This window comes from Polaribacter sejongensis, from assembly GCF_038024065.1.
Lineage (GTDB): Bacteria > Bacteroidota > Bacteroidia > Flavobacteriales > Flavobacteriaceae > Polaribacter > Polaribacter sejongensis.
Window position 1 is genome coordinate 2,914,047 of the sequence record NZ_CP150667.1, and the last position, 15,696, is coordinate 2,929,742.

Annotated in this window: 7 protein-coding genes; all 7 read left to right on the forward strand. The window is 32.2% G+C overall.

What is annotated here, in order from left to right:
• Window positions 1-56: 56 nt before the first annotated feature.
• Window positions 57-2,486, forward strand: coding sequence for a T9SS type A sorting domain-containing protein (locus WHD08_RS12185; RefSeq protein WP_208890636.1), 2,430 nt, complete (start codon window positions 57-59; stop codon window positions 2,484-2,486).
• 230 nt (window positions 2,487-2,716) lie between these two features.
• Window positions 2,717-4,480 (forward strand): T9SS type A sorting domain-containing protein, encoded by a 1,764-nt coding sequence (locus tag WHD08_RS12190; RefSeq protein WP_208890635.1) that lies wholly within the window; start codon window positions 2,717-2,719, stop codon window positions 4,478-4,480.
• 617 nt (window positions 4,481-5,097) lie between these two features.
• Window positions 5,098-6,741: a family 43 glycosylhydrolase gene (locus WHD08_RS12195; RefSeq protein ID WP_208890634.1), complete on the forward strand. Its 1,644-nt coding sequence runs from the start codon at window positions 5,098-5,100 to the stop codon at window positions 6,739-6,741.
• A gap of 441 nt (window positions 6,742-7,182) precedes the next feature.
• On the forward strand, window positions 7,183-9,360 hold the full coding sequence (locus WHD08_RS12200) for a glycosyl hydrolase (RefSeq protein WP_165731312.1): 2,178 nt from the start codon (window positions 7,183-7,185) through the stop codon (window positions 9,358-9,360).
• An 11-nt stretch (window positions 9,361-9,371) separates the two neighbouring features.
• A complete protein-coding gene (locus WHD08_RS12205) occupies window positions 9,372-11,513 on the forward strand; it encodes a glycosyl hydrolase (protein ID WP_208890633.1) in 2,142 nt (713 codons plus the stop codon).
• A 14-nt stretch (window positions 11,514-11,527) separates the two neighbouring features.
• Window positions 11,528-13,663, forward strand: a complete 2,136-nt coding sequence (locus tag WHD08_RS12210; RefSeq protein ID WP_165731310.1) for a glycosyl hydrolase — start codon at window positions 11,528-11,530, stop codon at window positions 13,661-13,663.
• A 372-nt stretch (window positions 13,664-14,035) separates the two neighbouring features.
• Window positions 14,036-15,655: a glycoside hydrolase family 172 protein gene (locus WHD08_RS12215; RefSeq protein WP_208890632.1), complete on the forward strand. Its 1,620-nt coding sequence runs from the start codon at window positions 14,036-14,038 to the stop codon at window positions 15,653-15,655.
• The last annotated feature ends 41 nt before the right edge of the window (window positions 15,656-15,696 follow it).

Sequence of the window (15,696 nt, forward strand, 5' to 3'; positions counted from 1 at the left end):
TTGTAAAGCTTAGATTTTAATTAATTTTGAAAATATAACTCACTAATATTCAAAATATGAAAGCAAAAATTACTTTTCTCTTTTTCCTTCTTTTTACACTAACTCATTTTGCGCAATCTAATACTTGTGATAGTGCAGTAAATGACACGTTTGATGGTACAGGAGCTTTACCAACCGAATGGACAGAATACAATACTTCTGGAGATGTAACTGTTGTTTATGGAGAGTTAAAATTCAATCATAGTCAAACAATGCCTTCTGCGTATAGAACATTTTCAGCTATTTCAAACAATGTAACTTTTTCTTTTGATGTTTCTGCCTCTCGTTCTTATTCAAGTTGTCAGGTAACATTACTTTCATCTACTGGTAAGTATGTATCTACCATAGATATTGGTTCTAAGTCATCTAGTATAAAATATGCAACAAGCATTTCTGCAGGTGGTGTTCCTAGTGGTTTTACAGATGGAGCTTCAAAGGTTACTTTACAAACAAATACTATTTATGTAATTACTGCTAATATTAATTTTACTTCCAAAACAATAGATTACTATGCAAATGGTGTATTAATGGCGGCAGATGTAGCGTTTTTAGAAACTGCAACGAATGTATCTAAATTAGATATCCAGTCTTTGTTTATGTATAACAATAACGGTAATTTTAATTTTGATAATATTACTTTATCTACAACAGATGAAAACCGTTTATCCTTATCTAATGCAGTAATCAATGCTCAGAATTTATTAAATTCTGCCGTAATTGGTAGTGCTGGTGGAGAGTATTCACAAAATGATTATGATGTATTTTCAACGACTATAGAGGCAGCAGTTGTAATAGAAAATAATTGTGCTGCAAGTGAATCAGAAATAAACCAGGCAACCGCAGACTTACAAACAGCAATTTCAAATTTTGAAGCTTCTAGTAACCCGTTTGTGCAATCTGTAAGTATTAATGCACAAGATACCAAACAAGAAATTCTAATGATAGGTGCAGATATGGAACGTAATGCTGCTGCCTTACAAGATGCTCCAAATAAAGAAGAAATAGTAGATTGGCTAATAAAAGATATTCCGTTTAATACATTTAGAGTGAAGTATGATAAAACTCAAGAAATGACGGAAGGAAATGTAGATATGTTTGGTGCTTATGGAGAGCAAGTAAAAAGTATGAAAATGATTTTAGAAGTAAATCCTGAAATAAAGTTTTTTGCTACCATGAAATCAGATTATCATGGGTATAGCCAAGGAAACAGAAATAATTTACCAACATTTATTTATGATTATGATAATACAGGAGGTAATGAGTCTGGCTCAAAAGCGTATGATGGTGTTAAGTACGGAAGATTTTTAGCCGATTATGTAGAGTATATGAGCAATAATGGTGTGCCAATTACATATTTATCAACTTCTAAAGAGTGGACAGGTGTAATGACAGCTTCTAGAGCTAAAACAGCTATTGAAAGTTTAATAAGCAATTTAGCTGCTAGAAATATTGAGATGCCATTAATAATTGATTCTGGAGCATGGTCTTTAACAGGAGGTATTAAAACCATTAATACGTATGTTTCTAATAATGTAGACCAATATGTACATGCCTATTCGGCACATAAATATGGAGGAAACAATACTTGGGCTCAATATGGGAATGCGTTAAATGGTGTAAATAAAATGGGAATTAACGATGAAAGTTCTCATGGTGGTGGTGGCCAAACTACAGAAGATGAGGTGCCAATGACCAATGCACTTTCTTGGTATAAAGACAAGTGTAATAGTTATGCAGGTGGTATACAAGGAGAGTTGTTTTTTGAAGTTTTTATGAAAAATAATAACTTTAATAAGTATTACGCCAGACCAATTGTTTTTACAGCATCTCAAAACGGTAGACGTATGAGATCATATTACATCATGAAAAAATTTGCAGAAAGTGTACACGATGCTACCTATGTAAAACAGACGCTTAATAACTTTGGTGATGTAAATTCTATGGCATTTATTAAAGATAATAAATTAACCTTATGGCTAATTAATTCTAGCGAAACTACCTATTCAGATTTTTCTATAAACATTAATAATTTTGGATTGAAACAAGGCATGACTATTAAGCAAACAAATTGGCACGAAGCTGCAGCAATTACAGGAGATGAAGACCAGGTTATTGCAAACGCAGATAATCAATTTAATGTAGGTATAGCACCACTTAGTCTTACTAGTTTTGAGATAGATTTAGACGATGCATTGTCTACAGAAAAGGCTCTTGTTAATAGAGTAAACATTTATCCGAACCCGGTTTCAGATAAATTAACAATTTCAGATCCAGATACTTTGTTTAAGCAATACATCATTTATAATATGAATGGACAAGTAATGAGAAGTGGTAAAATGACAACGAATAAAGTTGGTGTTACTTTACATAATTTATCAACAGGGATTTACCTATTAAAGTTAGACGGAGACACAACTTCTGAAACACATAAAATAATTAAAAAATAAATTCAAGTTTTTTTTTAAATATAGAGCACCTTTTTTAAGGTGCTTTTTTTATAAAAACACAAATCGTAACCAATTCAATTGTATTGCCATTTTGCTATGTCTCAATCTTATTTTGGTTAGTTTGCAACATTTTCATCTCTAATTCGAGAATTATAAACTGAATACTTTTAATAATTTTGATGAAATCAATTAGCAACATTTTTTCTTCAATAAAAATAAAACGAAACATAATGAAAAAACAAAATTACATTCTTCTTCTTCTTCTTCTTTGTCTAATAAATATACAATTTGCCTTTGGACAATATCCAAATCTAATAGAAAATATTCAATTTGAAGATAATATTGATGGGACTTGGACTTTAGGGCTTAACTCAGGATCAGAAGCAACTCTTGCAAGTATTGTAGAGCCTAACTGGCAAAATGTAGATATGCCTAGAGGGAAGGTTTCTGTATCTATTGCAAATGGAATGGAGTCCGTTTATATTACAAGTGACAATAAATTTGTATTACACGCAGGCGATATATGTACTGTTAGATATTACTGTAAATCAACAGTAGCCGGATCTGTATTAAAATCTGTATTACATCGTATAGATTCTCCTGAAGGGGAGGAAACTTCTATTGATATTAGTGAGATGGATTTAAAAACATCTTGGAAAAACGAGCAATTAAATGTTACAATTCAAGAGTCTGGTACTTATGAGCTTAGGTTAAATACGGGTGCAACGGTGGCAGATTATACCTATAATAATATCTCTCTTAAAGTAAAAGATTATGAGGCTGTTGGTGCCCCTAAAATAAATTCATTTTCTATTGCAATAGAACAACAAGGAGGAGAAGGAGAACAAGGAGTTAACCAAATTATAGGACGAGTAGATGCTTATGATGCTGAAGGTGATGATTTTACTTATGAGTATAATCTTATTTATGGAAAAGGAAGCATTACACCAATTGATGAGACTTCATTTATTTACAATAAAGATGGTTTTGGCGTTGTTTATATAAAAGTAACCGTTAAAGATGTCCATGGAAATATTAGAAGTAAAATTCAAGAATATATTGTACAAGGTTTTGAAATTAGCGAACTTTATTTTAATGAAGACGTTTGGGATTTAGTAATGGAAATAAATGGATACAGTAATCATGCTTCCTTTGATTTTCCGGAGAACAATCCAGAATTACCAAATGTATTATTAATGGGGAATTCAGTATCTATAGGATATACACCTTTTGTTAGAGAACAATTAGAAGGCGTAGCCAATGTGTACAGAATTCCTGATAATGGAGGAAGCACTTTAGATATGTTTGAAAACCAAGAACTTTGGTTAGGAGATACACATTGGGATGTAATACATTTTAACTGGGGTCTTCATGATTTAAAATACTTACTTAATAATAATCTTAATTTAAACGGAACGCAAGTTGTTCCGGTAGATGAGTATGCTGTTAATATGGATTCAATTGTAAAAATATTACAACCCACAGCAGATAACCTTATTTTTGCAACTACTTCTTATGTACCATCAGGAGCAGGTGGTAGAAAACGTGGTGATGAAGTAACATACAATACAGCTGCCTTATCTGTAATGGCTAATTACCCAGAAATTCTTATTGATGACCAGTTTACAACAACATTAAACAACTTATCTGAACAAAACACAAATGATGTGCATTTTAATTTAGCAGGTCGTGAACGTCAGGGAATACAGGCTGCAGAAAAAATTAAAGAAGCATTGGCAAGTTTATCAACTAAATCAATAACAAGTGATGCCTCTAATAATTTTTATTATGTAAAAACTAAAGAGGCATTATTGGTAAAAACTAAAACAGAAATTGCAGAATTATTGATTTATAATATCAATGGTAGCGTGGTTAAAACAATAAAAAGTCCAAACAATCAAATAAGTCTTTCTGGTTTGCCTCAAGGGATATTTATTATTGTTGCAACATCTGTTGAAGGGGATGCTATCACTCAAAAAATATTAAAAAATTAGCATTTGTTTTTCGATAAATTATCGAATAGGTAAAAAACAGTTTGTATTGAACTGCCGCTAAAAAGTTAGACAGATTATTAAAAAATTAATTTATACAATGAGCTCGATATTTTATCGGGCTCATTCCATTTAATAACTGTAACACAAACCCATAATTTGTAAGTTGATTAACTTAAATTAAACTATGTTAAACAAACAAATCGGCACGAAATAGCAGTAATAATAGGTGATAAAAAATAGATTCTAATAAATGCAAATAATCTATTTTATTTAGATACCACCCATTTAGTATTAGCTCTTTTGTAATAGATACAAACAACAACTTATCTACTGGCTATTAATAAACCAACAAAATTAATGTTTACCATAATTTAGTTCTATATAAATTGATTCATCCCCAAATACTTTATTCAAACAACACATGGTTTTATGGACAAGAATACAACTCATTCTATTGTATATTATATTAGTTCAGATATTTTCTGCTTTCTCTTTTTTAAAACAGAAAAAAAAGTTATTTATGCAACTTATCTACCCTGTTATTGAGATAATTAAAATAAAAACAAACAATATCTTTATTTTGAATTTCTTACTAGATCCTAAAATTAACTTAAACAATGAAAAACGCAATATTACAACCGATATTATGCTTAGTAACAACACTTCTATCTTTATATAGCTGGACTCAAAATTCAATCAATCCAATTCTAAGGAATGTTGATGAAGGTTTTTTATATGCAGCAGATCCAGCAGCAGAAGTATACAACGGTAAAGTTTATGTTTATTGTTCTCACGATCAACCCGATGCAACGGGTTACTCTAGTATGCAAGATTATATGGTATTAGAATCCGAAGACATGATTAACTGGGTAAATCATGGTGTCGTATTAAAACCACGAGAATACTCTTGGGCTAGTGGACAAATGAACGCCCCTGATGTAGCCTATAAAGATGGTTGGTATTATTTTTACTTTCCTTATGATAAAACTCATGTAGGAGTAGCTAAAAGCCGTAATCCAGAAGGTCCATGGGAAGAGGCAGTTTCTGATAAAATTACAACTATTTTTGATCCTACAGTGTTTGTTGATGATGATGGGCAGGCGTATATTTATGGTAGTGATAACAAAGTAAATATTGGTGATGAAGGTAGGCATATCTATGGTGCCAAACTAAAAGACAATATGACAGAGTTAGACAGTGATTGGGTACGATTAACAGAGGAAACTGTAGACGAAGCTGCTCACATTTTTAAACGTAATAACATTTATTATTTAAATGCTCGTGTTGGTTCAGTTACCAAATACTGGATGTCGGATAGCCCATTGCCAAAATACGCTACTCTAGCTGGTGAGCTTGCTCCAAATGCTCCAGGTGCTCCAAATCATGCATCGGCAATTGAATTTAATGACCAATGGTACTTTTTTTATCAACGAGCAGATGTGAACAGTGGTACCTATCATCGTAGATCAGCAGGTTTTGAAAAAATGTATTTTAATGACGATGGAACAATTCAACCTATAATTTACTCTTTAGATCCAAGTTATATTAATAAAGAAGATATCGTTCCTGATTATATATATTATCCAGGTGACACTTTGTATTTTAAAAATGTTGACAATTTATTCCCTGCTGATGGGTCTGGTGTAAAAGTTGAATCAGCAGGAAATATAGGTTTTACTAAAAACCAAAACTATGTTGAATTTGATTCCATTAACATACCAACTCCTGCACAATACCTTTTAACTTTAAATGTTTCGCACAAAGTTCCTTCAAGTTATAATACAGGAATCTTACAAGTTTTTGCAAATGACACTAAAATTGGATCTCTAGAAATTAATGGTACTGGTAATTGGAATGACTTTGTTGATTATACGGGGACACTAACTACAACAGAAAGTTTAAAAAATGCTACTTTAAAGTTTCTTTTTGATGTAAACGATGATCAACTTTATCTCGGAAACTTTTTATCTGCAAAATACGAGCTAATTCCGTGTACAGAAACCAACCTAAGTAACAAAACCTTCAACCTTTCTTCCATACAAGTTACTCCTACTTTAGTTAGTGAAATTTTAAACATAAGTAACATAGAAGAAAATACTATTACTTATAAAATATACAATTTAGAAGGTAAATTATCACATCAGGGTGTTTTATTAAAAGACCACTCTGAAATAAATGTAGCGTTTTTAAAAAACGGAGTTTATTTAATTAAATTAATGAGCAACGATAATTCTTTAGTCAAAAAATTTGTTAAAATTTAACACATCCTTAAAAATTAGGAATTAAAAAACTAATCAATAACTATGGTAACATAGTTGTTAATTAGTTGTTTAATGCAAAATACCAACACCCTTTTAACACATTTATTCACCGCTTCTTATAATAAAAACTCGCCAACAGCACCCTCAAAAAACAACTTACCTATCTCTTATATAATTTTGACTTCGGTATCTTAAAAAACATTCCTGTGCTGTTTTTATTTAATAAATCATAGTAAAAATTATGTTTACTTATTTATATACCTACTTGCAACATTTATATCTCTTAAATGAGAATTATAAAATAAATGGTTTTGATAATTTTGAGGAAATCAATTAACAATATTTTTCTATTGATGATAAATTGTTAGCAGCATTTTTTCTGTTTTTTAAGAAGTCGATAGAGAAGTAAAATAACATATTAACATTATAAAATGTAAACTTATGAAAACAAAAATTACTTTTTTTCTACTACTTTTTTCACTGACTTATTTTGCACAAACCGACCCTTGTGGAAGTATACTAAATGACACTTTTGATACAGCAGGCGCTTTACCAACTGAATGGACAGAATACAGTACCACAGGAAGCGTAACAGTTGCAAATGGTAAACTAAAATTTGAGCATAGTACAGCACTACCAGGAGCGTTTAGAACACTTACTCCAATAACAAATGATGCTACTTTTTCTTTTGAGGTAAATGCTTCTCGTAACTCGGTAAACGGTCAGGTGCATTTAGTTTCATCTACAGGTAAATACCTAACGGGTTTTTCAGTAGGTAAAGGTACAGCATCTATAAAAATTGCTACTACTTTAGAAGATGGTGTTCCTGGTGGTTTTGCAGAAGGAACTCCGGTAGTAACATTAAATAAGGATACAGATTACAATATTTCTGCTAAAATAGATTTTACTACAAAAAAAGTAAATCTTTATAATGGAGGTGAGTTAGTTTATGAGGATGCTCCTTTTTTAGACGAAGCTACAGACATCGCCAAAATAGATATTCAGATATTTTATATGTATAATAATAATGGACAATTCTATTTCGATAATATTTCTTTTTTAAACGCAGCAGAAAACCGTTTAAGCTTAATGAGTAATGTAGGTTCTGCCGAAACGCAAATTTCTTCTGTAAAGGTTGGTGATAAGTATGGTCAATATAGACAATCTGATATAGATACATTTCAGGCAGCAATAAACAATGCTAAAGTAGTACTTGAAAATTGTGCTGCTAACGTTGCAGCAATAGATCAGGCTATAGCAGATATAGAAGCTGCAAAAGTAGCTTTTGAAGCTGTAAAAGTAAATGATCCTGTTTTAAAAATGTATTCAGGTTATGGTTTTTCAGGCGAAGAACACCAAATTTATTGTGGGTATTATAATGGAGGGCTAGGAGTATACGAAGATTGGGCGGTATCTTTTAAATTAGAAAAAGGATATATGGCAACTTTTGCACAAGACGTTAATGGTTTAGGTGTTAGTAAAGTATATGTTGCACAAGATAATGATTTAGCTATTAATTTACCAGAAGCGCTACAGAAATCAATTTCATTTATACGTGTGAGCCCTTGGTTTCCAGTTGGTAAAAAAGGAAGTTTAGGAAATACAAAATGGACTACTGCAGATACCTATAATGTGACCTGGCATTATAACTGGACCTTAGCGGCATCTGATAAAAATTCAGGAACGCAATTTGTGCCAATGTCTTGGACTAAATCTAATAATAATGCCTATATAGAAAAGATGGAAGAGATTGGAAAAGATATGACCTTAAATCACCACATGGCATTTAATGAACCCGATAACTCAGATCAATCTAACTTAACGGTAGCACAAGCTTTAGAAGCCTATCCAAAACTATTGGCTTCTGGTCTTAGAATTGGTGCTCCAGGTGTAGAGAATATACAATATAGTGCAAATAACGATTCATTTAATGATGATGCTTGGATTAAAGAATTTATGGATTCTTGTGTAGTACGTGGTTATCGTGTAGATTTTATTCCAGCACATGATTATGTTCGTCGTTCAAAATCTACTTTTATAGAGCGATTTAAAGCGCTTCATGATAGATATAATCTTCCAATATGGGTAACAGAATACAACTATGGAAACCCAAATATGGGATCTGCAAATATTACCCAAGAAAAGGGGTATAATAATATAAAAAGCTTAACAGAAGCTCTAGAAGAGACAGACTTTATAGAGCGTTACAATTGGTATTATTTCTTCGGGCAAGCTACTGGTATAGGTGGTATGACGGATGGTCAACTAAATATTACAGGACAATTTTATAGAGATCTAGAATCTCCTGCACCTTCATACATTCAAGAAGTATATGAGCAAGGGGTAAACTTAGCAGTAAGCAATTTCGAGAAATCTAATGTTGGTCTTTATCCAAACCCAGTAACAGGTCGTTTATTAACTATTAAGTACACAGAACCTTCTTTATATACAAATGCAATTGTTACGATATATAATGTGTACGGTAAAGAAGTTTTAACCAAATCAAATGGAGCTAATCAAGTAGATGTTTCTCATTTAAGCAGTGGTGTTTATTTAGTTCAAATTGTATCTGGTGATATAAAAACGACTAAAAAAATTATCATTTCTAGTCAAAACTAAAACTTAATAAAATGAGAAATTTACTAAAGTTAATAGTCTTTTTATTCACTTTCTATGGATTTTCACAAACAAATCCATGTGGAACAATACTAAATGATACGTTTGATGAAGCAGGTGCATTACCAACCGAATGGACAGAATATAATACTACAGGTAGTGCAACTTTTGCTAGTGGTAAGTTAAAATTTGAACATAGTACAGATCAGCCATCAGCATACAGAACTTTTAACGCTATTTCAAATAAAGTAACGCTTTCTTTTGATGTATCTGCCAGTCGTTCTTATGCAAGTTGTCAGGTAAATTTAATCTCGGAAACAGGGCAATATTTAGCTACGCTTGATGTTGGTTCTAAATCTGCAAGTATACAATATGCAACAACCATTTTAGAAGGTGTTCCTGGTGGTTTTACTAATGGATCTCCAGAGATAACTTTACAAACAAACACCTTTTATGCAATTAATGCAAACATCAATTTTACTACCAAAACAATAGATTATTATGTAGATGGTGTATTAATGGCGGCAGATGTTCCGTTTCTAGAACCAGCAAATAATATTGCTAAAGTAGATATTCAATCATTATTTATGTATAATGATAATGGACAATTCCAATTCGATAATATTTATTTTTTAAGTGTAGATGAAAACCGTTTAAACTTAATGAGTAGTGTTAGTGTATCAGAAACCTTGCTTTCTGCAGTTTCTATTGGAGTTAATTACGGGCAATATCCGCAAACAGCAGTAGCTACTTTTCAAACAGTATTAAATGAAGTAAAAACAGTACTTGCAAATTGTGAGGCGACTTCTGCAGCAGTAGATCAAGCTTTGGCAGATTTACAAGCAGCAAAAGTAGTTTTTGAGGCTACAAAAAAAGATGATCCTGTTCTTGAAATTTATTCAGAATATGATTTTTCTGGTGATATGCACGAAATATATTGTGGTTTCTACAACGGTACTTTAGCTGCATACGATAACTGGGCAGTTTCATTTACCTTAGATAAAGGATATATGGCAACTTTTGCAGAAGATGTAAACGGCACCGGTGTAAGTAAGGTATATGTAGCGGCAGACCACGATTTAAGAATTAATCTTCCTGCAGAATTACAAAAGAAAGCTTCATTTATTCGTGTTTCTCCTTGGAGAGATGTTCATAAAAAAGGACTTGCAGGTGGAGGTACTGATGTTGCTGTTGCTTTAAATAACTCTTGGTATTACAATTGGAGCAATACTGGTGAAAATTTAGGAGAAATTGAATTTGTACCCAACCAATGGTCTGGTGGTTCCATCTCAAAATCGGTTAGTTTAGGTGAAAGAATGGATATTTCGCATCATATGGCTTTTAACGAACCAGATAATGATGACCAATCTAATATGACAACAGATAAGGCTATAGAAAAATATGAGTTGTTGCTAGCATCTGGTTTACGTTTGGGCTCTCCTGCAAATACAGATGGAGCAAAAGGAGCTACTTGGCGTAATGAATTTATGGAGAAAGCAGAAGCAAAAGGTTTACGTGTAGATTATATAGTAGTACATTATTATAAAAAAACATCTCCAGCTAATTTTTACAATTGGCTAAAAGCAATTCATGACAAATGGCAACGTCCAATTTGGATTAAAGAATTTAATTATGGCGCTCCATGGGTGTCTAATAAACCAGTAGACATTCAAGCTTCTAGTGATGGGTTAGAATCTTATATAAATATGTTAGATGATACTAGCTTTGTAGAGCGTTATTCTGTATTTACTTGGCAACCAGATAATGCAGAGCGTTTTACCTTTTTTACAGTACGTAGACCTATAGAATTAAATGTTTCTGGCATTATGTATAGAGACCATGTTTCACCTGTTGCGTATACCCAAGAAGTATATGAACAAGGTGTAAACTTAGCGGTAACAAGTTTTGAGAAATCTAATATTAGACTTTATCCAAACCCAATAACAGGTAAAGAGCTTACTATTAATTATGCAGCATCTTCAATAACAAACAATGTTGTTGTAAAAATATTTAATGTCTACGGAAAAGAGGTTTTTAAGAAAACAAATACTCCAAAGCAAATAGATGTTTCTAGTTTAAGTAATGGCGTTTATTTGGTTCAGATGATTTCTGGAGATAAAAAAATTAACAAAAAAATTATAATAACCAATCAATAATAAAACCTAACAAGATGAAAAATTTACTAAAATTTATAGTCATTTTATTTAGTTTCTATGGATTTGCACAAACAGATCCTTGTGGAAGTGTTATAAATGATACTTTTGATACTGCAGGTGCATTACCAACCGAATGGACAGAATACAATACTTCAGGAAGCGTTACAGTTGCTAATGGTAAACTAAAGTTTGAACATAGTACAACAATGCCATCTGCATACAGAACACTTACTCCTGTAACAAGTAATGCTGCTTTTTCTTTTGATGTAAATGCTTCGCGTAACTCTGTAAATGGGCAGGTTCATTTAGTTTCATCAACAGGTAAACATCTTACAAGTATATCAGTAGGTAAAGGTACGGCATCCATTAAAATTGCAACTGTAATGGAAAATGGAGTTCCAGGTGGTTTTGCAGATGGAACACCTGTAGTAACCTTAAATAAGGATACAGATTACAGTATTTCTGCTCAAATTAATTTTACAACTAAAAAAGTAAATCTTTATAATAAAGGAGAATTGGTTTATGAAGGAGCTCCTTTTTTAGAAGAAGCAGAAGACATTGCTAAAATAGATATTCAATTATTGTATATGTATGCAAACAATGGGCAATTCTATTTCGATAATATTGCCATACTTAATGCCAGTGAAAACCGCATACTTTTACAAGGAACTGTAGGTGCTGCAGAAACTTTAATTTCTACTGCAGTTGTAGGTGAAAAGTATAATCAATACTCTCAATCTGGGGTAGATGCTTTTCAAACAGCAATAACCAACGCTAATATAGCACTTGCAAACTGTGAAGCTACTTCTGCAACATTAGATGCTGCTTTGGCAGATTTACAAGCAGCAGAAGTTGCTTTTGAAGCAACTAGAGTAAATGATCCTGTACTTAAAATTTATTCTGAATATGATTTTTCTGGTACAGAGCATCAAATGTATTGTGGTTATTATAATGGTACTTTAGGAGATTACGACAATTGGGCGGTTTCTTTTACATTAGATAAAGGCTATATGGTAACTTTTGCTGAAGATGTAAATGGTACTGGAGTAAGTAAAGTATATGTTGCTCAAGACAATAATTTAAGAATTAATCTTCCGGCAGTATTACAAAAAACGGCTTCTTTTATTCGTGTTTCTCCATGGAAAGATGTACTTAAAAAAGGAATGGGCGCTAAAGGAGATGCTGTTGTTGCAGCATTAAATACTTCTTGGCATTACAACTGGGGTAATGATGGTGAAGCAATTGGAGATGCAGAGTTTGTACCAAACCAATGGGGCGGAGGCTCTATTGATAAACCTATAAGCCTTGGGAAAAGAATGGATATTTCACATCACATGGCTTTTAACGAGCCAGATAATGATGATCAATCTAATATGACTACTGATAAAGCTATTGAAAAATATGAGCTTTTATTAGCTTCTGGTTTACGTTTAGGTTCTCCTGCAAATACAGATGGTGCAAGAGGAGAAACTTGGCGAAATGAGTTTATGACCAAGGCGGAAGCAGCAGGGTTACGTGTAGATTATATGGTGGTTCATTATTATAAAAAAACAACACCAGCCAATTTTTACAATTGGTTAAAAAAGATTTATGATAAATGGCAACGTCCAATTTGGATTAAAGAATTTAATTATGGTGCAACTTGGGTTTCTAATAAGCCAACTACAAACCAAGCAGCTAGCGATGGTTTAGAATCGTATCTTAATAAATTAGATGAAACAGATTTTATAGAGCGTTACGCAGTATTTACTTGGCAACCAGATAGCGAAGTATACTCATTAATGTCAGTAAGATATCCTGTAACATTAAGTATTTCTGGAGAAATGTATAGAGACCATGTTTCGCCTGTAGCATACACACAGGAAGTGTATGAGCAAGGTGCAAATTTAGCGGTAGGAGATGCTGAGGTTGATGCTAAAGTTTTAGTATACCCAACAATTGTAGATAACGGAATCTTAAACATAAAGTATTCAGAAGAGTTTGCTCAAAATAATGTAGCATTAACTTTTTACAATACCATGGGGCAGCAAGTTAAAAAAGTTACTGGTTTAAAGTCTAGAATAAATGTGAGTGAATTGTCTAATGGATTATATATTATTAAGATAAAATCTGATTTAGGAACAAGTACAAAGAAAATTATTATTCAATAAAACCTAAAATAAATAGCTAAAAAGTTTCAGAAAAGCTATTAAGATATAGTCTAAAAAGAGGCGAAATTAACGACTAAAAATGTTATTAATTTTGCCTCTTTTGTTTTGAAAATATACCTTTTAAAAGGTCAGAATAAAATTCTAGTAACTTTTTGTAATCATAAATTAGAAGTGTTTACTATTTGTTTAAACCTTAAGTGAATTAGACAAAAGTGTCTTGTAACCTCTTGTAATCACTACAATTTACCAAAATGCAACATTTGTAGTTATTTGATGCAACAATAGTCTCCAACATTAGAATCTAATATTTTTATATTTGAATTTAGTTCTAGAAATAACCACTCTAGAAAACTTGAATATAAAACTAGCAAAATGAAACGATCGCTTATAGGTGAAATCATACCCCTTATTTTTTTGATAAGTGTCTTTTCCTGTAAAAAAGTAGACCAAAAAATTACTATTCAGTCGTTGTTAAATGAAATGGTAAGTAGAGAGCATATTGCTCAGTTTCCAGAAACTAATTTTAGATTAAAACAAGAAAGTAGTTATAATAGAGCTTCTGTAAATCCTACAGATTCTGTTGGATGGTTCAACAATAAAGATCATAATAACAATAACAAAGACCATAATTTTATTCGTGTTGAAGAAATAAACGGACAAAAAGAATGGGTACTAATGGATCACAAAGGTGCTGGCGCAATAGTGCGTACTTGGATGCCTTTTAAAAATGCTCAAAAACCAAGCACAAACAGTATTATTAAATTTTATTTAGACGGTTCAGACACTCCAGCCTTAGAAGGAAATATGTTAGATTTATTAAACGGAGACGGATTAATTCCTTTTCCGTTAGCGCATAAATCATTGCGTTCTGCAGTTTCTTTTTTCCCAATTCCGTATGCAAAGAGTTGTAAAATTACAGTTACAGAACGTCCTTTTTTCTATCAATTTACCTACAGAGAATACCCTGCTGAAACAGCTATAAAAACGTTTACATTAGAAGATTATCAACAAGCAAAATCAGCAATAGAAGAAGTTGCAACAACACTTTTGCAATCAGAAAATAAAAATGAGTTTGAAAACGCTACAGATTTTCATCAACTAAAACCAAATGAAGAAAAAGTTTTTGAGCTTCAAAAAGGAACAGCTGCTATAAAAAACCTTGCTTTAAAATTAAAAAGTTATCAAGATTCTACAGTTACACGTGGGGTTGTTATCAAAATAAATTTTGATGGAAAAGAAACAGTTTGGTCGCCAATTGGCGATTTTTTCGGAACAGGAGTTGGTTTACATCCTTTTAAAGGTTGGTACAGAACAGTAGCAGAAGATGGTACGTTGTCTAGTAGATGGGTAATGCCCTATCAAAAAGAAGCAAAAATTACCATTCTTAATTTGGGTACAACAGCTATCGATTTTAAGCTAAAAACCAAAGTAGAAACTTGGCAATGGGATGAGAACTCTATGTATTTCCATGCAGGTTTTCGTCAGCAATATCCTGTAGCAACACGTCCTTTTTCAGATTGGAATTACATCACCATAAAAGGTAGAGGAGTTTATGTAGGAGATGCACTTACGGTAATGAATCCGGTTAAAAAATGGTGGGGAGAAGGAGATGAAAAAATTTATGTAGATGGAGAAAAGTTTCCATCTATTTTTGGTACCGGAACCGAAGATTATTATGCGTATTCATGGGGAGGAATCAGTACAGATTTCTATGAACATCCATTTCATGCACAACCTCGTAGCAATGTGTACAACAAGTTCAACAGAAAAACTACCAACGAAAGAAACACTCAAGGCTATAGCACAGAAACAAGAACGAGAGCTTTAGACGGAATGCCTTTTAGTAGTTCTTTAAAACTAGATATGGAAGTGTGGAGTTGGGTAGATTGTGACATGCAATACACATTGGGAATGTATTGGTATGGAGATGCAAATTCTACAGCCAACGTAAAACCTGTGCCAGAACAAGTTTTAATATTACCAAGTTGGTAATCTTTAATAATGCTTAAAAACGAATTTTATATAAATAAATT